This is a genomic window from Magnetospirillum sp. WYHS-4, from assembly GCA_039908345.1.
GTDB lineage: Bacteria > Pseudomonadota > Alphaproteobacteria > Rhodospirillales > GLO-3 > JAMOBD01.
Genome location: JAMOBD010000025.1, coordinates 13,686 through 34,877, shown reverse-complemented (window position 1 = coordinate 34,877; position 21,192 = coordinate 13,686). Strand labels below are relative to the sequence as shown.

At 66.8% G+C, this 21,192-nt stretch carries 17 protein-coding genes, 1 tRNA gene and 1 pseudogene; 3 read left to right on the top strand and 16 right to left on the bottom strand.

Going from position 1 to position 21,192, the window contains the following annotated elements:
* Position 1 precedes the first annotated feature (1 nt).
* The 10 genes and pseudogenes from H7841_09005 to H7841_08960 all read right to left on the bottom strand — a co-directional run bounded on the left by H7841_09005 (position 2) and on the right by H7841_08960 (position 14,287).
* On the bottom strand, positions 2–1,630 hold the full coding sequence (locus H7841_09005) for an efflux RND transporter periplasmic adaptor subunit (GenBank protein ID MEO5337017.1): 1,629 nt from the start codon (positions 1,628–1,630) through the stop codon (positions 2–4).
* A 68-nt stretch (positions 1,631–1,698) separates the two neighbouring features.
* On the bottom strand, positions 1,699–2,070 hold the full coding sequence (locus tag H7841_09000) for a hypothetical protein (GenBank protein MEO5337016.1): 372 nt from the start codon (positions 2,068–2,070) through the stop codon (positions 1,699–1,701).
* Between the two features lie 67 nt (positions 2,071–2,137).
* On the bottom strand, positions 2,138–3,382 hold the full coding sequence (locus H7841_08995) for an SUMF1/EgtB/PvdO family nonheme iron enzyme (GenBank protein ID MEO5337015.1): 1,245 nt from the start codon (positions 3,380–3,382) through the stop codon (positions 2,138–2,140).
* A 33-nt stretch (positions 3,383–3,415) separates the two neighbouring features.
* Complete coding sequence (locus tag H7841_08990; GenBank protein ID MEO5337014.1) at positions 3,416–5,542, bottom strand: HlyD family efflux transporter periplasmic adaptor subunit; 2,127 nt, start codon at positions 5,540–5,542, stop codon at positions 3,416–3,418.
* Positions 5,543–6,871 (bottom strand): hypothetical protein, encoded by a 1,329-nt coding sequence (locus tag H7841_08985; protein ID MEO5337013.1) that lies wholly within the window; start codon positions 6,869–6,871, stop codon positions 5,543–5,545. It abuts the gene before it with no gap.
* The gene (locus tag H7841_08980) at positions 6,868–7,644 is read right to left on the bottom strand and encodes an efflux RND transporter periplasmic adaptor subunit (protein MEO5337012.1); all 777 of its coding nucleotides are present in this window, start codon (positions 7,642–7,644) and stop codon (positions 6,868–6,870) included. Before H7841_08980 ends, H7841_08985 begins: the two co-directional genes overlap by 4 nt.
* Before the next feature lie 15 nt (positions 7,645–7,659).
* Positions 7,660–9,126 (bottom strand): TolC family protein, encoded by a 1,467-nt coding sequence (locus tag H7841_08975; GenBank protein ID MEO5337011.1) that lies wholly within the window; start codon positions 9,124–9,126, stop codon positions 7,660–7,662.
* Positions 9,127–10,904: 1,778 nt separating this feature from the next.
* A pseudogene (locus H7841_08970) lies at positions 10,905–12,704 on the bottom strand (DUF4347 domain-containing protein).
* A 326-nt stretch (positions 12,705–13,030) separates the two neighbouring features.
* Positions 13,031–13,687, bottom strand: coding sequence for a response regulator transcription factor (locus H7841_08965; protein MEO5337010.1), 657 nt, complete (start codon positions 13,685–13,687; stop codon positions 13,031–13,033).
* A 138-nt stretch (positions 13,688–13,825) separates the two neighbouring features.
* The gene (locus tag H7841_08960) at positions 13,826–14,287 is read right to left on the bottom strand and encodes a cytochrome c (protein ID MEO5337009.1); all 462 of its coding nucleotides are present in this window, start codon (positions 14,285–14,287) and stop codon (positions 13,826–13,828) included.
* Positions 14,288–14,483: 196 nt separating this feature from the next.
* Here H7841_08960 and H7841_08955 point away from each other — a divergent pair, with 196 nt between their 5' ends.
* The 3 genes from H7841_08955 (at position 14,484) to queG (ending at position 16,279) form a co-directional block, all read left to right on the top strand.
* Complete coding sequence (locus H7841_08955; protein ID MEO5337008.1) at positions 14,484–14,711, top strand: ribbon-helix-helix domain-containing protein; 228 nt, start codon at positions 14,484–14,486, stop codon at positions 14,709–14,711.
* Positions 14,712–14,780: 69 nt separating this feature from the next.
* On the top strand, positions 14,781–15,329 hold the full coding sequence (locus tag H7841_08950) for a cytochrome b (protein MEO5337007.1): 549 nt from the start codon (positions 14,781–14,783) through the stop codon (positions 15,327–15,329).
* Positions 15,330–15,367: 38 nt separating this feature from the next.
* Positions 15,368–16,279 (top strand): tRNA epoxyqueuosine(34) reductase QueG, encoded by a 912-nt coding sequence (gene queG, locus H7841_08945; GenBank protein ID MEO5337006.1) that lies wholly within the window; start codon positions 15,368–15,370, stop codon positions 16,277–16,279.
* A 247-nt stretch (positions 16,280–16,526) separates the two neighbouring features.
* On the opposite strand, the gene H7841_08940 is transcribed toward queG, so the two are convergent.
* From H7841_08940 to H7841_08915, 6 genes are all read right to left on the bottom strand, one after another.
* Positions 16,527–16,602, bottom strand: a tRNA-Thr gene (locus H7841_08940).
* Positions 16,603–16,654: 52 nt separating this feature from the next.
* A complete protein-coding gene (gene hscA / locus H7841_08935; GenBank protein ID MEO5337005.1) occupies positions 16,655–18,544 on the bottom strand; it encodes a Fe-S protein assembly chaperone HscA in 1,890 nt (629 codons plus the stop codon).
* Positions 18,545–18,555: 11 nt separating this feature from the next.
* Positions 18,556–19,167 carry a Fe-S protein assembly co-chaperone HscB gene (gene hscB / locus H7841_08930; protein ID MEO5337004.1) on the bottom strand — a complete coding sequence of 204 codons (612 nt, stop codon included), beginning with the start codon at positions 19,165–19,167 and terminating at the stop codon, positions 18,556–18,558.
* 1 nt (position 19,168) lies between these two features.
* Positions 19,169–19,510, bottom strand: a complete 342-nt coding sequence (locus tag H7841_08925) for an iron-sulfur cluster assembly accessory protein (GenBank protein ID MEO5337003.1) — start codon at positions 19,508–19,510, stop codon at positions 19,169–19,171.
* The gene (gene iscU / locus H7841_08920; protein MEO5337002.1) at positions 19,507–19,917 is read right to left on the bottom strand and encodes a Fe-S cluster assembly scaffold IscU; all 411 of its coding nucleotides are present in this window, start codon (positions 19,915–19,917) and stop codon (positions 19,507–19,509) included. The genes H7841_08925 and iscU overlap by 4 nt, the downstream gene beginning before the upstream one ends.
* A gap of 22 nt (positions 19,918–19,939) precedes the next feature.
* Positions 19,940–21,169, bottom strand: coding sequence for an IscS subfamily cysteine desulfurase (locus tag H7841_08915; GenBank protein ID MEO5337001.1), 1,230 nt, complete (start codon positions 21,167–21,169; stop codon positions 19,940–19,942).
* Between the last annotated feature and the right edge of the window lie 23 nt (positions 21,170–21,192).

The following is a 21,192-nucleotide window of genomic DNA, read 5'->3' as shown; positions in this document are numbered from 1 at the left end:
TCTACCTCGCCGCCCGAAGTTGCTGGACGCCCTGCACCACCACGCGCTCGCCGGGGGAAAGGCCGTCCTCGATCTCGGCTATCGGCCCGACCACCCGGCCCACGCCGACCGGCCGGGCCACGAAGGCTTCCGGCCCCACCCGGATGAAGACGACCGGGCGGCCCCCGACCTCCGCGACCGCCTCGCGCGGCACAGCCAGACGGAGCCGCGTCGATCCGACCGCCAAGTGGACGTCGACCGGCAGGCCGATCCTGAGGCCGTCGGCTTGGCCCTCCGCCACCCGGAAATGCATGTGGATGCCGTGGTCGGCGGAGTCGATCTTCGGACTCGCCCCCAGCCGTTCCAGGGGAAAGGTCCGGTCGGGGAACAGCCGGGTGGCCGCGGTGGCGCCGGTCACCCGGTCCGCGACCGCCAGGTCGTGGATCACCGCTTCAACCCGCAGACGGGTGGGGTCGACGATTTCCACCAGCACGCGGTCCGGCGTCACCACCTCGCCCGGCACGACGTGGACGTCGGTCACCACCCCGTCGACCGGTGCCGCCACCAGATCGCGGCCCAGCGCCGTGCCGGCGATCTGGCCGCGCTCCTTGCGCAGTTGTTCCAGGCGGATGCGGCTGGCCTCGACGGTCTTGGCGGCCACCACGCCTCCCAGGGCCTCCTGACGGCCGAGTTCCCGTTCCAGGAGGGCGATCTCGCTTTCGGTGCGATAGAGCGCACCGCGTTTCTCGCTGCGCTCCAGAGATGTCAACGTCGGCTCCAGGACCAGCAGCACGTCGCCCCGCGTCACCTTCTGGCCAGGTACCGGATAGGCGAAGGACGGATCGACCACCACCCGCGCCGGCTGGGATGACTGCACCCGCGCATAGCCGGCGGGGTCTGGAACAACCCGGCCGACCACCCGCTGGGTCTCGGCCGCCTCGCGGGGTTCCACCCGGACCGTACGGATGCCCAGCAGGAATTGGGTCGCCTTGGACATGGCGAAGGAGCGGCCGGCCTGGACGGAAGGAACCGTCGTCTCGGGCGTGCCGTGGTCGTGGCCGGAATGGGCCGCCGCCGACGTCGCCCAGAATAGAGCCAGCAGGGCTACCGCTCCCCGGCCACGGAACAGCCGGGCCAGAAACGCGAGAGCCGCCAAGACGGCTAGCGCGATGCCGCCGCCGCCCACCCAGTGGCGCCAGTGTTCGACCGGCGCCACGGCGCCCGGGGATGCGGCAGCCGGCGATAGGGGCTTGACCTCGGCCACCAGGAGGAGGTCGTCGCGCCCGTCCGCCGCCACCGTCAAGGTCACGGCGGCGCCTTCGGGCGGTGGTGTCCAGGCCAGGAGGTAGACGCCTTCGGCCGCCGTCGCTTCGGCCCGGCCCTTCCAGGTCCCGGCTTCCGCCGCGATGGCCGCACCGGCGACGGGCGCGTTGTCGTCCAGGCCGGCCAGATACAAAAGCGTTCGCTCCACCTCGGGTACCAGCACGGCCTGGAAGGCGAACCCCTCCCCGCCGAAACCGGGCGCCTCGGTCGCCGGGGGAGGGGGCGCCGCCGGAGCCCCGTGGTCGTGGCCGGAATGGGCCAGGGCGCCACCCGGACAGGCGGCGACCGACACCGCCAGCGCGGTGCCGAAAAGGATCTTACGGATCATGAAAGCAACTCCCCGCGATCAGCCGATGACGCAAAGCTCCGAAAGCCGCCGATGGGCGGCCGGATGCGTCAGGCGCGCGGGGGTCGAGGCGGAGGCCCCTCGTCGGCGAGGGCGCGAAGGCCGGCCTCGGTCGGCAAGGGGAGAACGAGGGCCAGCGGAATCGGAAGGGCCACGGCCGCCCGTTCGGTCAGCAGCGGCGCGTGGCAATAAGCCGTGACGCAACAGCAGCCGTCGCCCTGTCCGCCGCAGTGGCCATCAAGGTCGCCTTTCGGGGAAGCGGCCGGCATGGCCTGCTCGTCCGCCATCGCCGCACCATGGCCGTGATTGCCGTGGTCGTGAGCCTCCGCCCGGCCCGGCAGAACCAGAAACAGAACGCCCAACAGCAGGGCCGCGAAGCCCAGCCGCAGGATGTCCCCGTTACCGGAAGCTTTGAAAAGCATGGCGGCAATCATAGCTCCAAGGCATCCGCCTCGCAATGGCGCTAACAGACGATATGACCGCCTTAGGCTAATCCCGGACAACACGGAAGCCGTAGAAATTGAAGCGGTTCTGCGGATCGGCCCCGAAGCGGAAGGTGGAGCGGATCGCGGTCGGGCCGATGTCCCAGCCGCCGCCGCGCAGCACGCGGTCGCAGAATCCTCCGCCCTTCACTGCGGACGGATAGTCCTTGTGGGTTTCGTAGGCGTTGGCCTCGAAGCAATCCTCGACCCATTCCCAGACGTTGCCCGCCGTGTCGTGAACGCCGAAGGGATTGGGCGCGAAGGAACCCACCGGGGCGGCCTTCCTGCCATCCCAGACGCTGCCGCAGCCCACGCAATTGGCCTTGCCCTTCTGGGGCGAGTCACCCCACCAGAAGGCCGTGCCGGTCCCGGCCCGCGCCACATATTCCCATTCCGCCTCGGTCGGCAGCCGATAGGTCTTGCCCGTCTTGCCCGAAAGCCATTGGACGTACCGCTTCGCATCGCCGAAGTTCACGCCGGTCACGGGAACCCGGTCGCCCTCGTCGGGCTTCGGCACATGGGCTCCGCAAGCTTCGTCCCGGACGCAGGCGGACCATTCGCCGTAAGTGACCTCGAAACGCCCGGCGGCGAAAGGCCTGACGATGGGGACGGGAAGCTTGCGGACCTCCTCGATCGGATCGCCCGCCCCAAGAACGAAGGTGCCGGCGGGAACCATCACCATGGACGGACACTCCGGACAGTCGCGAAACCCGGCTCCGTCCGCGGTCGAGGCCGGAATGGCCGGCGCGACCGAAGCCCGCGCGGGTTCCGGAACCGAAGGCGGAGGAGCCGGCATGGTGGACTTGGCCGGTGCGGGCTCGGGGGCGGAAACCGACTGGACGGCCGGTTCCGGCGCAACGGGAACCGGTTGCCGGGGTTCCTCGGCCGCGATCTTGGGAGAAGGAGGTTCTGGGGTTTTCACGACAGCCGGCGGCTTCTCCGCGGCCTTTTGCTTCCGGGGACCGGCCGAAGCCTTCGCCCTCGGCGCCGAGGGGGCTCCCGCGGCCTTCGCGGCGGGGAAGGTCATGCGGTTATTTCCCGGAGATAAGGTGATGACGTCCATCCGCGGTTCGCCGACCGGCATTTCGATGCCGACCGACAAGGTCTGGCCCTTGTTCAGTCCGTCGATGGTGATGACCAGCGAGGCGGGTCCCTCCGCCCCCGATCCCTGCTCCTTGCCGCCCGCATAGGCCGCAAAAGACCAAGCGATGGCCACGGCCAGTGCCGCCACCCTTCCGAGGTGATTACCCATGCTTCGCATTCCCCGTTCCCTTCTCGATTGACATCAAAAGCCGCTTTCCCGGACCAAGGCGACGGCGGCACCGCGCAGGAAGCGCGATAGCAGGCTGCGCGGCACGCCGTCGATTCTTGCAACGCCCCGGGTCTGTCGGGCGACCGTCCGATCCGAAAAGGCCGCCGTAATCCGGTAGATGGCCGCGACGGACCGCAAGGCCCCGTCTTCCCCCCGCAGAACGTCGACCGGGCCGCCGTGAACCGAGGCCAGGAGCCTGTCCGCGAGTTGTTCTGTCGCGACCGGAGAAATCTCGCCCACCCGCCCCGAAAGGGCCCGGCCGAGCGGATCGTCCGGAAAGAAGGTCACGTCCGCTCCGGCCTCGAGGGCTTCCAAATCCTCCTGCTGGGCATAGGCCGTCAGGGTCGCCCCCCCATCCGCGACGACAACCCCAAGGCTCGTCGATTCGTTCACCCATAATCCCGGACGCAGGAAGTCCGGCACGTCGGCCAGACGCCCGTCGAAGGCTCCGGCAAGGGTCAACAGCGCCATCCGGGACTCGATCCCACGGATCTTGGCATCCAGGCGGATCATTTCCTGCCGAGCCACGCCGGTGTCCTGAGCGCGGTCCCGCGTCACCGCTACCTGATCCTGTAGGATGCGGGCGAGGGCCAGTTCGTGGGTTGCCTGCTCCAGTTCGAACCGGAGCGTGGGGGAGGCGAGGCGGTAGATCGCCTGCCCCTCGGCCACCGTTCCTTCCGGCGGAACGAGGATTTCCTCGATCCGGGCGGGAACGGGTGGAAACACCTCCATCCGCCCCGCGGCGTTCAACACCGCCGGCACGGACACCGTGGCACGCCAGGGAAAGGCCAAGCCGGCGATCAGGCAAGCCAAGAGGACGAGGCTCCGAAAACTGGCGGGAGTCCAACGCAGCCGCTCCCGGCGGGTCCACCACCGTCGAAGTTCCAGGGCGATGGGGCGCGTGACGAAATACCAGATTTCGACCCCAAATAGAATAATGCCCAGAAGCTTGAAGAAGAAGTGATAGACCAGCAGCGCAATGCCCAGGAACAGCACGAGGCGATAGAGCCACGTCGCATAGGCGTAGGCCAGCAGCATCCGCCGCCGGCCCATGGGGAAGCGTTCGGGTGGAGCTTCCCCCAGGCCGAACAGGAACTCCCGCAGGTGCCAGCGTGCCAAGGCGAAGGCCCGATCCTGCAAATTCGGGATGTCGAGGTAGTCGCTGAGGATATAATAGCCGTCGAAGCGCATGAACGGGCTGGCATTGATGGACAGGGTCGCGACCCAGACCGTCGTCGCCAGGACGAACAGAGCCCCCTTGGCGCCGCCGTCGGGCGCGAAGCTCCACAGCAACAGCGCGAGACCGGCCAGTCCCAGTTCGGCGGCCATGCCGGCGGCGCCGACCGCCAGGCGCCGGCGGCGGGAACGCAGGCGCCAACTGTCGCTGGTGTCCGTATAGAGGACGGGAAGCATGACCAGGAAGGCCACTCCCATGGTGGGGACCCGGCCGCCGAAGCGATGCAGCGTCAGGGCATGGCCGAACTCGTGCAGGAGCTTGGATACCGCCAGTCCAACCGCCAAGGCCACCTGCCCCTCCCAGGTCCCGAAGGCCGTGAAGGTCGAAACGAAGGTCTCCCATTGCCGTCCCGCAAGATAAAGGCCGGTCAGGGTCAGAAGGACCAGACTCCAGAGGGCGGCGGGGGAATAAAGGGGCGCGACCCAGGGCGCGACGGCATCGAGAAGCCGCTGTGGCCGCAGGATCGGCACCCGGATGAACAGGTAGCGATGGAGAAGCCAGGAATACCACTTCTCCCGGCCCGCGTTCCGGATTTCCAGGAAGGCCGCGGCGGCGGACGGGCCCTGAACGTCGACCAGACAGTTGCGCCGCAAAAAGGCGATCAGGGTCGACAAGTCCTCTTCCTGGGGAAGAAGGAAGGTCTGTTCCCGGACCTTCCGCAACAACTTCCGCCCCTCTCCCTCGCCCCAGCGTGCCAGCATCTCGAAACCGAGGCGATCGATCCGGAAATAGCGATGGCGCAGGGGGTCGTAAAGCAGCCAGGTCGGTGCTCCGGCGGTATCGTCGCATCCCTGGAACAGTGCGACGTCCTCGCGCAGGTGTGGAAGCGGGGGATGCTTGGTGGCGGAAAGCGCCGCGGCCATCTAAACCCCCAGCAGTTGCCGCAACGCCCCAAGCGGACGGCGGAAAAGGAAAAGGATCAAGGGAACCGGCCGGCCGTGAACCTTTGCGGTTCCCCTGAGGCCGATGCGGGGGCGATCCGCATCGACGAAACGCCCGTCCAGGCGGAAGGCCATGGTTCCGTTGGGCAAGGGGCGGGCTTCATAGCTGATCCGCACCAACTCCGCCGCGACCGGCGACAGGGGGGCCGTTCCAAGGAAAAGGGAGATCCCGGCGCCTTGGGGCAGATCGATGGCGTCCTCCGCCGCAAGGTCGATGCGAAGCGCCGCCTTTTCCGGGGCGGCGACGGTCATCACCCTTTCGCCGGTACGGACCGGCTTGCCGATCCAGTCCTGATCGCTGGAGAAGATGGCGACGCCGGCCACCTCCGTCCGCACGGTAATTCTTGCCAGGCGCTCGTCGGCGTAGGAAACCTCGGCCTTGCGCAAACGGACCCGTTCGCCGAGCACATCGACCTCGGCCTTCGATCGGGCATCGAGAAACGCCCCCTGCCGGGCCTTGTCCAGTTCGGCACGGGCGAGATCGAGGGCCCGGCGGGCCAGTTCCGCCTCCGCCCGGAGGCTGGTATCGTCCATGGCGAACAAGGCTTCTCCCTGGGCCACGGGCTGGTTCGGCCGCACGAAGACGCTGCGGATCACGCCGTCCAGAGGAGCCACGACGACATGGGGCACCTCGGCCACCACCTCGGCCGGCGCGAGAACCGACTGACGGACCGGGACCGCCAGGACTAGAATCGCCGCGGCCAGCAACGCGCCGCCGATGACGTGGCGGCGCGGCCTGCCCCCCGACCGGCGGCCGGAACGCAGGGCGAGCGCTTCCCAGGCATGGCCGTAGCACCCCCCAAGCCGCGACAGGAGGGCTTGTTCAGCTTCCTGCCAAGGTTCGTCCCTGGCCAGCCATAGCCCGCCGAGCAGAGTCTCCTCCGCCCCCTTGAGGGGAATCCAGAGAGCCTGCGACGGGCACCAGTCATGCCACGCCCCGGCGGTTTCCGGGGGGAAGTCCCCGCCGGCGACGATCCGCGTCCGATGCAGGCCGCCGTCCCTTGCGAGATGCGAAAGTCCGGTTTCGAACCATTGCAGGAAGGGCGAGCGCCGATCGACCACCGCCACGTTGGCGGCCGCCTTGACCTCGGGGCGATGGTCCGGTCCCAGGGCCACGGCCAGGGCCTGCCGGCACGCGACCAGGCGGCGGGTCCCGTTGATAATATGAAAGATCAGGGCCTCCTCGGAGACCGCGGCGCGCGCCTCGGCTTCCAGGTCGATGAACAGCCCGAAGACCTGAGTATCGCTCATCGCCGCTCCATCGGCGGCTGGGACGGGAAGGCCACGTCGCCGCTCATGCCGCTGAGAACGTCCTCCGCCGCACCTTTGAAACGGCCGAAAACCTGGACGGACTGGCTGGCGGTATCCACTTGGGCGCCGGTCCGGACGATTTCGGCGGGATAGCCCCGGCCGGTGGCGTCGAGCGTTACCGAGAAAGCGGTGCCCGGCCTCAGCCAACGCAGCCAGGACGACGGGACCAGCAGTTCCAATTCAAGTTCCCGGTGGTCGAGAACGCTCAACAACGGATCGCCCGCCTTCACGGTTTCGTGCGGCCCGACCTTGCGATCCGTGACCCGGCCGTCGTAGGGGGCGGCGACCTTGCAATTGCGGACGTCGTGGTCCTGGATCGCCGCCTCGGCCTTGGCCTTCTGGACCGCCGCCTTGGCCAGGTCGACGTCGTGCTTGCCCACCGAGCGAAGGTCGAACATGCGGGTCGTCGATTCCAGCGTGGTCTCGGCTCCCGAGACGCCAGCCCGGGCAGCCGCCAACCGGGCTTCGAACGGAATGCAGTCGAAGGATACCAGGGTCTCGCCTTGGCGGAAGGTCTCGCCGACGCGCTTGGACACGCCAAGGACCCGGGCCGAGATCAGAGCCGAAAGCAGGGCCTTGTTGGGAGCGGTCACCATGGCCCGGACGACGAAATCCCGGTCCGTGGGCGGACCGGGATCACGATGTCCCTGGGCGTTCGCGGCCGAGGATGCCAGAACCGCGGCGACGATACAAAGCGCGCCCCTGCTCCCCATGCCCGCTCCGCTTCCCTACGAGCCCTTGCCGAACTTGCCGGTCCGCCAGGAATTGAAGGTCTTCCCCAGTTCGGTCTTCACCGCCGCCAGGGAATGGTCGCTCATGGCCTGGGGAAGGGGGTCGAGGCCCATGGTGGCGAACAAGCTGCCGTAGGCCTCCTGAACGCTGGCATAGGCGAGATCGCGCCGCAGGCGGGCCTGCAGGGAGCGGACTTCGTTCTGGATTTCGTTGAGTTCGCCGCCCCGCTGGGCGTACTTGGCCGCCGCCGACTGCGCGCGCAGCCGGTCCTCGACCTCGAAGCGCTTGCGGGCCAGGGCATATTCCTGGACCGAGGACGCATACTTCAGCCCCGAAACGTGGACCTGGCTGATCACCGCCATGTTGAGAGCCATGCGCCGGACGTTGGAAAGTTCCTCCTGCTTCTCGGCCAGTTCCAGCGCGGCCGGCAACTTGACGACATTGAGCAGGTTCCAGGCGAGCGACACGCCCATGGTCTTCCAACTGCTGTTCAAGAGGTAATGGTCGTCGTCATACTTCAGGCCGCCCGAGAAGCTGAGACCCGGCAGCATGCGCAGGATGGCGATCTTCGATTCCTGGGCATAGACGCGGGTCTGGTAGGCTTCGCCACGCATTTCCGTACGGTTGGCAAGCGCGACGTCCTCCATCCGCTCCACGGACGCCTGGAAAGACAAGGGATCGCCCACCGTGGCCTCGTCGACCGTCACGGTGAACTTGGCTCCCGGATGCAGGTTCATCAAGGCCGCGAGGGCCGTCTTCGCCGCCTGAAGGTCGCGCTTGGTCACTTCGAGCTGGGACAGCGTGTCGAGGAGGTCCTTCTGGTAGTTCAGGTGGTCGGACGGCTTGCCGAGCCCTTCGGACAGCAGCTTCTCGGAATTCCTCTGGGCGCCGCGCACCCGTTCCAGCAGGGTCTCCAGGCGCGGCAGGTTGCGCTCCGCCGCCGCCACCCGCCAGAAGGCGGCACGCACTTCCTTGACGATGTTGTGCACCACCTGGCGGCGGCGCTCTTCGACCACCAGCGACATATCCGCCTGCTGCTTGGCGCGGATGTAGCTGATGCCGAAGTCGAGCACGTTCCAGGTGGCCGTCAGGCCGGCCGTGTTGTGGACGCGCTCCTTGGTGATCGATGGCGTACCCCCGGGAACCGTCTGGGTGCCGTCGTCGTTGTCGCGGTAATTGTATCCGGCATCCGCGGCCACCTGCGGCAGCAGGCTGTAATGGGAGAGATCGACCTCTTCCAGGGCCACCGCCTTTTCCATCAACTTCAGCCGGTAGTCCAGGTTGTACTTGATCGCCCGCGCCGTTGCCTCCTCGAGGGAGATCGCCTCGGCGACCTTTTCCTGGTTGTCGAACATGTTGAGGCGGTCGGCCGCGACCCGGGCCCCGGTTTCCTCATCGGTGAACGGTACCGGCGACAGAGAGCACCCGGCAGCCATCAAAGCCATCAACGAGGTCAGGCACACCCTGCGCAAGGAACCCCTCGAACCGAACGATATCATCAAAGCTTTTCCCCTCTCGAAGACACGATCAGAAATTTCAGGAATCCACGTCACGCGGCGGGCAGGACATGATCCCGCAAAGCCTCCGCGATCAATCCGGCCGTCACATCCCCCCGACCGTGCCACAGCGCGATCTGCCGGGACAGGCCCGGACGTGCCGCCGGTTCCAGGGAACCCTGGACGTTTCCGCCGGTCGGCGCCGTCGGCTGGCCTTCCCCCGGCCCTTCCAGTTGCCGGGGTCCTTCGCGGCCCTCGGGACCGGGGCCCGTCCGTTCGCCGCCCAGGCCGCCGCCAAAGCCGCCCGGTCCCCCGCCGATACCGCCGGAAGCGCCGCCCAGGCCGCCGAAGCCGGAAGAAGGCGCGCCGGTCAAACCGCCTCCGAAACCGCCGAAGCCGGAAGGCGCGCTGGCCAGGCCGCCCCCGAAACCGCCCGTCGGTCCGCCCAGGGAAGAAAGCGCCGCCGTGACCGGCGTGCGTCCCTCGATGGCGCTGACCGATCCCAAGTTGCCCTGGACGGGGGCGACCGTCGCCAGTCCGCCGGTGGGCGCGCCAAAGCTTGCCGTCGCGGCGGTCACCGGGGTACCGCTGTCGCCAATGTTGGCGGTCGTGGCGGCCATCCCGCCCGGCCCGCCCAGGCTGATGGTGGAACCCGAAACCGCCAGCCCGCTGGTCACCGAGACACCGCCGGTGGCACCCGTCAAGCCCCCCGGCAAGCTGGTCGGAGGCGGAGGCGGCGGGGCGGGGTTGTTGACGGGCGGCGTGGGGGCGGTCGTGGTGGTGGAGACCCCGAAGTCGGAGAGGGTGGCCGCCTTGTAATACCACACGAAATTATCGCTGGCCCCGGCGGCCAGGTCGCTCATGCGCACGAACATGCCGTAGGAATTGTCTCCGGTCATGGAAGTGGCCGAGGTGGTGGGATTCTGGCCGATGACGTTGGAAAAGCCAAGGGTCGCATTCAGGACCGTGTAGGCGCTGGCCGAGTCCGAATAGAACTGGACGATTTCCGTGCCCGACGAAATGCGGATGCCGTTCGACTGGGTCGCAGCGCTGCCGACGGCCGCGAACGTCGCCCCGGAATCCGTTACATTGCCGCGCGTCTTGGTCGGACTATCCGTCGTGCCGATCCAGTCATCCCGCGTGCCGACCCAATAGCGGATGTTGGCGAGGGCGCCGGCGGTATTGTTGGTGACCTTGGAGGTGATCTTGACGAAGTTGGCGGTCTGGCCCAACTCGTATTTGTTTTCCACGTCGATGATCGACCCGCCGATGGACAACCTACCTGTGACGATGATGGTCCCGTAGCCCACGTTCCCCGACGTGGCCGTGAATCCGGTTGTGTCGACATTCAGATTGGACCAGGTCGTCGCGGCCGCATCCGCGTCCGAGTTGATCGTCGTCCCATTGCTGTTGAACGTATTGGTCCCATCCCCACCCAACCCGATGGCGTAGTTCATGGGATTGGTGCTGTAGGTGAGCTTACGGTACGCTGTCGCGGCGGTATTGTAGTAGAAGGGCTGTTGCAGCGTGCCCTTGCTGTTGACCGAGGCTTCGCTTCCGGTGCCGAACCGCAGCTTCCCGTTTTCCAGGGTTTCCGAGGTCAGGGTGGGAAGGGCGCCGGCCGATGTGAGCTTGGAAATGAAGACGTCGTTGCTGCCCAATGGAAGCAGGTTGAAGGTTCCGGCTCCGGGATCGAAGTCAGCGGAACCGCCACTAAAGCCGGTGGTGTAGACGTTGCCGGAACTGTCCGCTGCGATGCCGAAGCCATAATCGCTGGATGTCCCGCCCAGGGACTTGCCCCAGGCAATGGCGCCGGTCGAATCAAGCTTCGAGACGAAGACGTCCTCGCTCCCCGCGCTGGTCACGTTGGACGTTCCGGCACCGGGATCCAGATCCGCGGTGCCGCTGTAATACCCGGTGGTGTAAACGTTGCCCGAACCGTCCACGCTGATGCCCAGGCCCGTGTCGTAGCCTGTCCCGCCCATGTTCTTGGCCCAGGCTAAAGCGCCGTTGGCGGTGGCGAGCTTCTGGACGAAGATGTCGGCGCTGCCACTGCTGGTCAGGCTGGTGTCTCCCGCGTCGGGATCGAAATCGACCGTGCCCAGGAATTCGCCGGCTGTATACACGTTGGAACCGACGACCGCGATGGCACGGCCTGTTTCGCTCGATGTCGTGCCGACCTGCTTGACCCAGCCAAGCCCGCCGGCCGCGGCGAGCTGGTGAATGAAGACGTCGGACCCGCCCGCGCTCGTCAAGTTGCTGGTTCCGCCGCTCGGGTCGAAATCCGCCGTGCCGAGGAAGGATCCGGTCGTGTAGATGTTGCTGGAACCGTCCACCCCAATGGCCTTGGCGATATCGTCGCTGGCCCCGCCCATGCCTTTGGCAAAGACCAGATCGCCGTTCACATCAAGCTTCTGGATGAAAATATCGTAACCGCCGGCGCTGGCCAGGTTCGTGGTTCCCGCCCCGGGATCGAAATCCACGGTATTCGAGAAATACCCGGCGATATAGACGTTGCCGGAACTATCCACGGCAATGCCGTTGCCGTTGTCGGCCCCCGTACTGCCGGCGGATTTGACCCAGGACAGGGCGCCGGTCGACGACAGCTTCAACGCGAACATGTCGTAGGAGCCCGCGCTGGTCAGATTCGAGGTTCCCGCACTGGGATCGAAATCCGCGGTGTCCTGGAAAAAGCCGGTGACGTGGACGTTGCCGGAACTGTCGACGGCGATCCCGTTAACGCCTTCGCCGGATGTGCCGCCAATGGACTTGGCCCACGAAAGGGCGCCGGCCGACGTCAGTTTCAGCACATAGACATCCGCGCCGCCGGCACTGGTCAAACTGGAAACGGAGGAACTGGGATCGAAGTCCACCGTGCCCTCGAAGGTGCCGGTGACGTATATGTTACCGGAGCTGTCCACCGTGATGGCCGACGCCGTGTCGCTCGACGTTCCCCCGAAACCAAGGTTCACGCTCAACAGGTCATGGCTGTAAACGACTTGAGTGGCGGCCGTGAGCCCGGTTTCCGTCGCGACCGTTCCGCTAGTTCCTTCCAGAACCCAGTCACCGCTGGCGCCGGTGATATCGTCGGAAGCGGCGACGTCGGCGCCTGTGGCGGCCGCCAGCCGGCCAATGAAGGAAAGGCCGTCGGCCCCCCCTGCCACGTCGCAACCATAGACCAGGATGTCGCCTTCCCCGTTCAGGGCTTGCCCCAGAACCGTAAGCCCGGCCTGTGCCACCGGGGAAGAAAGGCTGGCATCGTTCAGGATGTCGGTGCCAATGGCGATTTGGCCTTCCGACCCGTGGGAAAGAATATGGATGGCGTCGTAGCCGGAATGGGTGGCGGCCCATTGGGCCATCTGCGCCAGGCCGCTCTGGCCACCGTCGATCTGTATAACCTCGATGCCCGCGCGCAGGCCGTTCGCCAAGGTCTGCCAATCGGCAAGGGACGTATCGACGAAAGCCACTTCCTTGCGCTCGGACGCCGACGGCGGCGCCTCGGCCAGGGCTCCCGAGACGTCGGACCGGGAATCGGCGTCGAACATCATGCGGGGTTCCAGGGCGAGAAGACAGAGCCGCCCCGTTGTTCCGCCATCGCCAACGTCGAACCAGCCATCCCTCGGAGCCATGTATTACCTCCACCCCAAAGCAAGCGAAACGGAAATGTCCGCTCGCCTCTCCGCAGAAGGAGATTAAGCCGTAAAGCATGAGGGGAGACAAGGCGGTACATTGATATAAATACCCACGGGCCCCGTCATGATACGACACTAAATCGACTTATTCGCGCCTTATGTATTCGTAAGCAATCGTTGTTATGGTCCCTGAGGGGCATTCCGAACGGCGCCGGGAATCCCCGGCACCGACATTCCCCCTAATCCTCGCGTCCCATCTCGCGCAACGCCAGGACGGCCTGGGTGCGGTTTTCCACCCCCAGGGCCTTGAGGATGCCGGTGACGTGGGTCTTCACCGTGCTGAGGTTCAACCCCAGCCGCCGGCCGATTTCCATGTTGGACAGCCCCTGGGCCAGGAGGCCCAGCACCTGCTGCTGGCGGCGGGTCAGGTTGGCCAGCGCGCCCGGCGGCGCGGCGGCCGGCGCCATGGCGGAAATGGCGGGGATGGCGGTGGCCGCGCCGATGCCGCCCAGCACCGGCGGCACGTAGGTTCCCCCGGCCAGCACCAGGCGCAGGATGCTGACGATCAGGCCGTCGTCGGTCGATTTGGGAATGAAGGCCTTGACCCCGGAACCCAGGACCGCCCGCATCTCGTCCGGATTTTCGTACATGGAAAAGACCACCACCGGAGCCGGCGCCAGTTTGTCGGCCAGTTCCGTCAGGCTGTCGAGACCCGCGAAGCCGGGCATGCGCAGATCCGCCACCGCAAGGTCGAAGGCCTCCGTTCCCTCGGCGGCTTCGTGGGCCTGCGGGAAGGTGGTGGCCTCGACGACGGTCACGTCGTCCGCCAGTTCCGCGAGCAGCAGCTTCAAGCCGCTGCGAACGATGGAATGGTCATCCGCTATCAGGACGCGCATGTCATCTCGGTCCCCTCAGCCGACCCGTCGCTGAAAGGTGCCCCATCATGGGGCGGGCGCGCAACCGAAATCCGGCCCGGTCTCCCACCAAGGTCTCAGGCGCTTGGCGGAAAGGCCGGGCCGGAATGTCGAGCGGGCCTAGTTCTTCAGGAAATTGTCGTGGCAACCGTCGCAGGCCTTGCGCATGGCCTCGTAGGTCTCCTTGACCTTGCCCATGTCGCCCGACTTGGCGGCGGCCAGCATGGCATCGGCGGCAGCGGTGGCCTTGTCGGCGGCGGCCTTGAAGTCGGCCGGCTTGTCCCAGACGGCGGGCAGCGCTTCGGTCGGCGCCACGTTGGAGCCGGCGGGGAACAGGGTCACGACGACCTTGCTCTCGGTGGCGACGGTGTTGGAAAAGTCTTCGGCCTTGGCCTTGTCGAGGGCGGACTCGGCGACCACCTGCTTCATGCCCGTCATGGCGGTGCGCATCTTCTTCATCTGCTTGATGCGCTTGTCGACGATGTCGGCGGGCCCGTCGGCGAGGGCGGCGGGCACGACCAGGCCCGCGGCGACGACGACGGCCAGGGCGGCGAGGCCCGCGCGAAGAATGGAACGATTCATTTCGATATTCCTCCCGTTGAGAGTGATGACCGGTTTCCCTCGTCTGCCACCTGAATGTGGCGAGACTTTGTTGATAGGTCGGGACATATAACACGCGTCTCACGATTCCTGAAGGGGCGAAACTTGATTTCCGGCCACTGGAATCGTGCGATAAGGGGGCACTTTGCCGGGAAGCGCCGTCAACCCCCGACCCGAGATGGACGCCATGCCTCCGACGACCCTTCGCAAGCGTTCCGTGCTGCTCAGCGGGCATCGCACCAGCGTTTCGGTGGAGGACGCCTTCTGGCAAGGACTGAAGGAGATCGCCGTCCGGCGGGGCCTGTCCCTCAACGACCTGATCGCCGAGGTCGACGCGGACCGGAGCGGCAGCCTGTCGGGAGCCATCCGCGTCTTCGTGCTGGAAACCCTGCGGGGCTCCGGATAACGTTCAGCCGCCGTTCAGCCCCCGGGCGGCAGCATGGAACGGCCCTGTCACCCTCAAGGAGATCGCTCCATGAACGAGCCCGCCGCGCCCGCCCGCTACGATGGCATGATGATCGGCCTGCATTGGCTGATCGCCGCCCTGATCGTCGGCCTTTGGATCCTCGGCCATTGGATGGAGGGCCTGCCCAAGGGCGACTATCGGGCCCAGGTCTTCGGCCTGCACAAGGCCATCGGCGTCGTCGTTCTGGCCTTGGTGGCGGCACGCCTGGCCTGGCGGGCCTTGCGTCCCGTTCCCGACCTGCCGGGCGGCCTCGGTCCGGTCGAGCGCCTGGCCGCCAAGGCGGGGCATGCGTTGCTCTACGTCCTGATGGTCGGCCTGCCGGTGGGCGGCATCGTCATGTCCCAGAGCGGGGGCCGGCCGGTTTCCGTCTTCGGTCTGGTGCTGCCCACCCTGGTGGAAAAGAACGAGGCCCTGCACAAGGCCATGGAGACCATGCACAGCGCCTTCGGCTGGGTGCTGGCCGTCCTGTTCGTCGCCCATGTGGCGGCGGCGCTGCGCCACCAGTACCGGCTGAAGGACGGGCTGCTCGACCGCATGCGGCCCTTGCGCGGCGCCTGATGGAAGCCAGGGAGGCGATCCGCGAGGAGGCCTTCGCTATGGGCTTCGACGCCGTCGGCTTCGCCTCCTCCGCCGCCGATCCCGAGGACGGGCGCCGTTTGGCCGCCTACCTGGCGGAAGGCCGTCACGGCGGCATGGACTGGATGGCCGCCAACGCCGACCGGCGGGCCTCGCCCCAGGCCTTGTGGCCCGAGGCGCGCTCGGTGGTGGTCCTCGGTCTGAACTACATGCCGGGCGGCGATCCCTTGGCGGTGTTGCGCCAGCCGGACCGGGGAGCGGTCAGCCTCTATGCCCGGGGCCGCGACTACCACGACGTGATGAAGACGCGGCTCAAACGGCTGGCTCGCTGGATGGCGGAACGCTGGCCCTGCGAGGTCAAGGTCTTCAGCGACACCGCTCCGGTGATGGAAAAGCCCCTGGCGGCGCGGGCCGGCCTGGGCTGGCAGGGCAAGCATACCAATCTGGTGTCGCGCAGGTTCGGCTCCTGGCTGTTCCTGGGCGAGGTCTTCACCACCCTTGAATTGCCGGCCGACGCGCCGGAGACCAATCGCTGCGGGTTCTGCGACCGCTGCGTCAAGGCCTGCCCGACCGGTGCCCTCGATCCCCACCATCCGGGACGAATCGACGCCCGGCGCTGCATTTCCTATCTGACCATCGAACACAAGGGGGAAATTCCGCCGGATTTGGCGGCGCGCCTGGGCAACCGCGTCTTCGGCTGCGACGAATGCCTGGCCGCTTGTCCGTGGAACAAGTTCGCCCGCCCGGCCCGCGAGGAGGCCTTCCTTCCCCGTGCCGAGCTTCTGGCGCCCCGGCTGGCCGACCTGATCGACCTTGACGACGGAGGATTCCGCGAGGTCTTCGCCGGCTCGCCGCTCAAACGGACCGGGCGGGACCGTCTGGTCCGCAACGCCCGGGCCGCCCAGGCCAACGGCGGGAGGGGAGACCGGTGAAAAAAGCTCTTGCGGTTTGTATATGCGTATATTAGAAAATACACATGTTGCCGTGCAGCAACGCCCCATGTTTGCCGCACGGTCGACGGGGACCGCGCACCGTCTTCCTCCCGTTGCGGTACCGGCCCCTTCGTCCTCGCGACGAAAAACCTCCCTGTTGGACTCGCCGGGCCCTCGTGGCCCGGCTTTTTTTGGCCATAAGGAACAGGCGACCGGGACCGGCCGGAGACGGCATCATTGAAAATATTGGTGCCGGATGCAGGACTCGAACCCGCGACCCTCTGATTACAAATCAGATGCTCTACCAGCTGAGCTAATCCGGCAACCGGACGCCAGAGAACCACTTACCCCGTCCCGAATCAAGACGGTCGCCGGTCAGCTTCCGAACTCGTCCACCTTGTGCCCCGTGAGGGCCTTGGCGATGCCGCGGTCCATGCGGCGCTGGGCGAAATCGCGGGTGGCCACGTCCAGGGCTTCCACCCCGCCGTTGATGGCATCGCGATCCGGACCCGCGATGGCGGCTTCCAGTTTCGCCATGGCGGCTTCGATCGGGGCCTTCTCGGCGCCGGCCAGCAGGTCGCCGTCGGCCTGCAGGGCGGCGGCCACCGCGTTGACCACGCGCCGGGCCTCGACACGGGCCTCGGTGAGCAGGCGGGCTTCCATGTCCTCTTTGGCGTGCTTGAGACTGTCGTAAAGCATCTTGCTCATTTCGTCTTCCGACAGGCCGTAGGAGGGCTTGACCTCCACCTGCTGCTCGATGCCGGTGGATTCCTCGCGCGCGGAAACCGTCAGCAGGCCGTCGGCGTCCACCTGGAAGGCGACGCGGATGCGCGCCGCCCCCGCCGTCATGGGCGGGATGCCGTGCAATTCGAAGCGGGCCAGCGAGCGGCACTGGTCGACCATCTCGCGCTCGCCCTGCACCACATGCACCGCCATGGCGGATTGGCCGTCCTTGAAGGTGGTGAATTCCTGGGCCTTGGCGACCGGAATCGGGGTGTTGCGGGGAATGATCTTTTCCACCAGCCCGCCCATGGTCTCCAGCCCCAGCGACAACGGCGTCACGTCCAGCAGCAGGGTATCGGACCCCCGGGTCAGGGCCTCGGCCTGCAAGGCGGCGCCGACCGCCACCACCTCGTCCGGATCGATGTCGGCCAGAGGCTTGCGGCCGAACAGGTCGTGCACCGCGCGGCGTACCATCGGTACACGGGTGGAACCGCCGACCAGGACGACGCCATGGACCTCGGCCGGTTCCAGTCCCGCATCCTCCAGCACGTCGCGGCAGAGCTTGACCGTGCGTTCGACAAAGGGGGAGATCAGGTGCTCGAAACCGGACCTTTCCATGCCGTGGCGGGTCGGCTGGCCGCCCACGTCCAGCATCCATTCGCCCTTCTGGCAGGCCGACAGGCATTCCTTGGCGACACGGGCCGTCATCAGGGCGGTCTTGGCCTCGGCGGTGGTGATGGTCGCCGCACCCAAGCGGGCCGCGCGCTCCTGCAGGAAGTGCTCGGCCAGGGCATGGTCGAAATCGTCGCCGCCCAGGGCCGCGTCGCCGCCGGTGGCCAGAACCTGGAAGACCCCCTTTTCCATGCGCAGGATGGAAATGTCGAAGGTTCCTCCCCCCAGATCGTAGACCGCGTAGACGCCTTCGGTCTCCTTGTCCAGACCGTAGGCCAGGGCGGCGGCGGTGGGTTCGTTGACCAGGCGCAGCACCTCAAGCCCCGCCAAGCGGGCGGCGTCCTTGGTGGCGAGGCGGGCGGCGTCGTCGAAATAGGCGGGCACGGTGACCACCGCCTTTTCGACCGTCTGGCCCAGCATGTCCTCCGCCCGTGCTTTCAGGGCCTTCAGGATGTCGGCCGAAATCTCCACCGGCGTCAGGCGATGGCCCGCCACGTTGAGGCGCACCATCTTGTTGGCCCCGGCGGGCGCCGGTTCCACGTCGAAGGGCAGCGTGCCGGCCAGGGCCTTCAGATCCTCGACGCCCCGGCCCATCAGACGCTTGATGGAACTCACCACCCGCTCGGGGGCGTCCAGCAGCATCTCGCGCGCCGTCTCGCCCACCGTCGCCGCGCCGTCCGGGGCGTAATAGACCACCGAAGGCACCAAGGCGTCGCCGGCGGGGCCGCGCAGCACCTCGGTCTTGCCGTCGCGGGCGATGGCGACCACGGAATTGGTGGTGCCCAGATCGATGCCGACCGCCAGGGCCTCGGTCCCTTCGTGGGGGGCGGGGGATTCGCCGGGTTCGTGGATCTGCAGCAGGATTTCCATGGTCGCTCCGGTCACGAGGCGGCAAGGCGGGCCCGGCGGGCCTTGACCTCGCCGGCCAGCTTGGTGAGGTATTTCAGTCGGGTGGTCAGGCGGCAGGCGGTGGCCAGTTCGTTGGCGGCAAAGGCCGACCGCAGCTCGTCCACGCAATTGCGCATATCGCGGGAGGTTTCGTCGGCGATGGCGTCCACCTCGGCCGGGCTTTCGGTTTCGCCCAAGCGTTCGCGCATCTCCATGGCCTCCATCAGCACCACCGGATCGGCGATCAGGTCGCAGCCTTCCGGCAGCACTCCGGCGCCCTTCAGGTGCACCAGATAGTCGGCGCGCCGCAAGGGGTCCTTCAGGGTCTCGTAGGCCTCGTTGAGGCTGGTCGCCTGTTGTTGCGACAAGGCGCGTTCGCGGGGCGTGCGGGTGGCGAAGCGGTCCGGATGCAGGCGGCGCTGCAAGGCGAAGTAGCGGCGGTCCAGTTCGGCGAGGTCCAGTTCGTAGCGGGCCTCGACGGACAGCCGCGCGAAATGGTCGACTTGGCCGGGCGGCTGCACGGCCTCGCAGGTCGAACAGAAAGGGGCGCCGGCCGGCACCGGCCCCTTGCACGACCAGCAGGGATGGGCGGCCTGGGCAATCATGCTAGACGTGGAAGGACTCGCCGCAGCCGCAACGCCCCTTTTCGTTGGGGTTCCGGAAGACGAAGCCGGAATTCAGCTTGTCGGTGACGAAGTCCATCTCGGTGCCGATGATGAACATGGTCGCCTTGGGGTCGATCAGCACCGTGACGCCGTTGATTTCGACCACCTCGTCGAACTCGTTCTTCTCCTCGGCGAATTCCAGGGTGTAGGACAGGCCGGAGCAGCCCTTGGTGCGCACGCCGATGCGCACCCCGGCGCAGGGCTTGCCCCGTTTGGCGATCATCTGCCGGACCCGTTCGGCGGCGGCCTCGGTGATGGTGAGGGGCGCGGGAAGATCGCTCATTCGGCGGCCTCCCCCTTGTTGCCGGACAGGCCGCGCTTTTTCCTGTAGTCCTCGACGGCGGCCTTGATGGCGTCCTCGGCCAACACCGAGCAATGGATCTTCACCGGCGGCAAGGCCAGTTCCTCGGCGATCTGGCTGTTCTTGATGGTCGCCGCCTCGTCGATGGTCTTGCCCTTGACCCATTCGGTGACCAGGGAACTGGACGCGATGGCCGAACCGCAGCCGAAAGTCTTGAACTTGGCGTCCTGGATGACACCGTCCTCGCCGACCTTGATCTGCAGGCGCATCACGTCGCCGCAGGCGGGGGCGCCGACCAAGCCGGTGCCCACGTCCCCGGAATTCTTGTCGAGCGAGCCCACATTGCGGGGATGCTCGTAGTGGTCCACGACCTTTTCGCTGTACGACATTGTCGCACCTCCTTGGATTGGCTCAGTGTTCGGCCCATTGGATGGACTTGATGTCGATGCCTTCCTGGGCCATCTCCCAGAGCGGGCTCATTTCGCGCAGCCGCGATACCTCGGATACGATACGTTCGACGGCGTAGTCCACCTCTTCCTCGGTGGTGAACCGGCCGAAGCCCAGGCGCAACGACGTATGGGCGAGGGTCTCGTCGACGCCCAGTGCGCGCAGCACGTAGGACGGCTCCAGGGAAGCCGAGGTGCAGGCGGACCCCGACGACACCGCCAGATCCTTGATGCCCATCATCAGCCCCTCGCCCTCGACGAAGGCGAAGCTGATGTTCAGGTTGCCGGGGATGCGCCTTTCCAGATCGCCGTTCAGGTAGACTTCCGGCAGCCGGCCCATGATGGACCGGTAGGCGCGGTCGCGCAGCATGCGCAGGCGCTCGGTTTCCGCGGCCATCTCGCGGGTCGCGATGGCGCAGGCCTCGCCCAGTCCGACGCAAAGCGGCGTGGGCAAGGTGCCCGAGCGCATGCCGCGTTCCTGGCCGCCGCCGTTGATCATCGCCACCAGGCGGACGCGCGGCTTGCGGCGCACGTAGAGGGCGCCGATGCCCTTGGGCCCGTATATCTTGTGGCCCGAGATGCTCATCAAATCGATGTTCATGGCATTCACGTCCAGCGGGATCTTCCCCACCGCCTGGGCGCAGTCGGTATGGAAGAAAGCGCCCTTCTTGCGGCAAAGGGCGCCGATTTCCGCCATCGGCTGGATGACGCCGATCTCGTTGTTGACCGCCATGATGGAAACGATGGCGGTCTTGTCGGTGATCGCGGCTTCCAGTTCGGCCAGGTCCACCAGGCCGTTCTTCCTCACCGGCAGATAGGTGACCTGGAAGCCTTCCTGTTCCAGGTGGCGGCCGGTGTCCAGCACGCACTTGTGTTCGGTGACCAGGGTGACGACGTGGTTCTTCCTGTCCTTGTAGAAGTGGGCCACGCCTTTGAGCGCCAGATTGTTGGATTCGGTGGCGCCCGAGGTGAAGACGATCTCCTTCGGATCGGCGCCGATCAGCGTGGCGATGTGCTCGCGGGCCTGTTCGACCGCCGCCTCGGCTTCCCAGCCGTAGGCGTGGCTGCGCGAATGGGGATTGCCGAACTTCTCGGTGAAGTAGGGCAGCATGGCCTCGACGACCCGCGGATCGCAGGGGGTGGTGGCTTGGTAGTCCAGGTAGACCGGGGACTTGCGGTTCTTCTTGTCGGTCATGGGTCTCGGGTCCTTCCGTTGTC

Bases quoted from the DNA above. Each gene is read 5' to 3' on its own strand.
- H7841_09005 (MEO5337017.1), bottom strand. From the start codon at position 1,630: ATGATCCGTAAGATCCTTTTCGGCACCGCGCTGGCGGTGTCGGTCGCC.
- H7841_09000 (MEO5337016.1), bottom strand. From the start codon at position 2,070: ATGCTTTTCAAAGCTTCCGGTAACGGGGACATCCTGCGGCTGGGCTTC.
- H7841_08995 (MEO5337015.1), bottom strand. From the start codon at position 3,382: ATGGGTAATCACCTCGGAAGGGTGGCGGCACTGGCCGTGGCCATCGCT.
- H7841_08990 (MEO5337014.1), bottom strand. From the start codon at position 5,542: ATGGCCGCGGCGCTTTCCGCCACCAAGCATCCCCCGCTTCCACACCTG.
- H7841_08985 (MEO5337013.1), bottom strand. From the start codon at position 6,871: ATGAGCGATACTCAGGTCTTCGGGCTGTTCATCGACCTGGAAGCCGAG.
- H7841_08980 (MEO5337012.1), bottom strand. From the start codon at position 7,644: ATGGGGAGCAGGGGCGCGCTTTGTATCGTCGCCGCGGTTCTGGCATCC.
- H7841_08965 (MEO5337010.1), bottom strand. From the start codon at position 13,687: ATGCGCGTCCTGATAGCGGATGACCATTCCATCGTTCGCAGCGGCTTG.
- H7841_08960 (MEO5337009.1), bottom strand. From the start codon at position 14,287: ATGAATCGTTCCATTCTTCGCGCGGGCCTCGCCGCCCTGGCCGTCGTC.
- H7841_08955 (MEO5337008.1), top strand. From the start codon at position 14,484: ATGGACGCCATGCCTCCGACGACCCTTCGCAAGCGTTCCGTGCTGCTC.
- H7841_08950 (MEO5337007.1), top strand. From the start codon at position 14,781: ATGAACGAGCCCGCCGCGCCCGCCCGCTACGATGGCATGATGATCGGC.
- queG (MEO5337006.1), top strand. From the start codon at position 15,368: ATGGGCTTCGACGCCGTCGGCTTCGCCTCCTCCGCCGCCGATCCCGAG.
- hscA (MEO5337005.1), bottom strand. From the start codon at position 18,544: ATGGAAATCCTGCTGCAGATCCACGAACCCGGCGAATCCCCCGCCCCC.
- hscB (MEO5337004.1), bottom strand. From the start codon at position 19,167: ATGATTGCCCAGGCCGCCCATCCCTGCTGGTCGTGCAAGGGGCCGGTG.
- H7841_08925 (MEO5337003.1), bottom strand. From the start codon at position 19,510: ATGAGCGATCTTCCCGCGCCCCTCACCATCACCGAGGCCGCCGCCGAA.
- iscU (MEO5337002.1), bottom strand. From the start codon at position 19,917: ATGTCGTACAGCGAAAAGGTCGTGGACCACTACGAGCATCCCCGCAAT.
- H7841_08915 (MEO5337001.1), bottom strand. From the start codon at position 21,169: ATGACCGACAAGAAGAACCGCAAGTCCCCGGTCTACCTGGACTACCAA.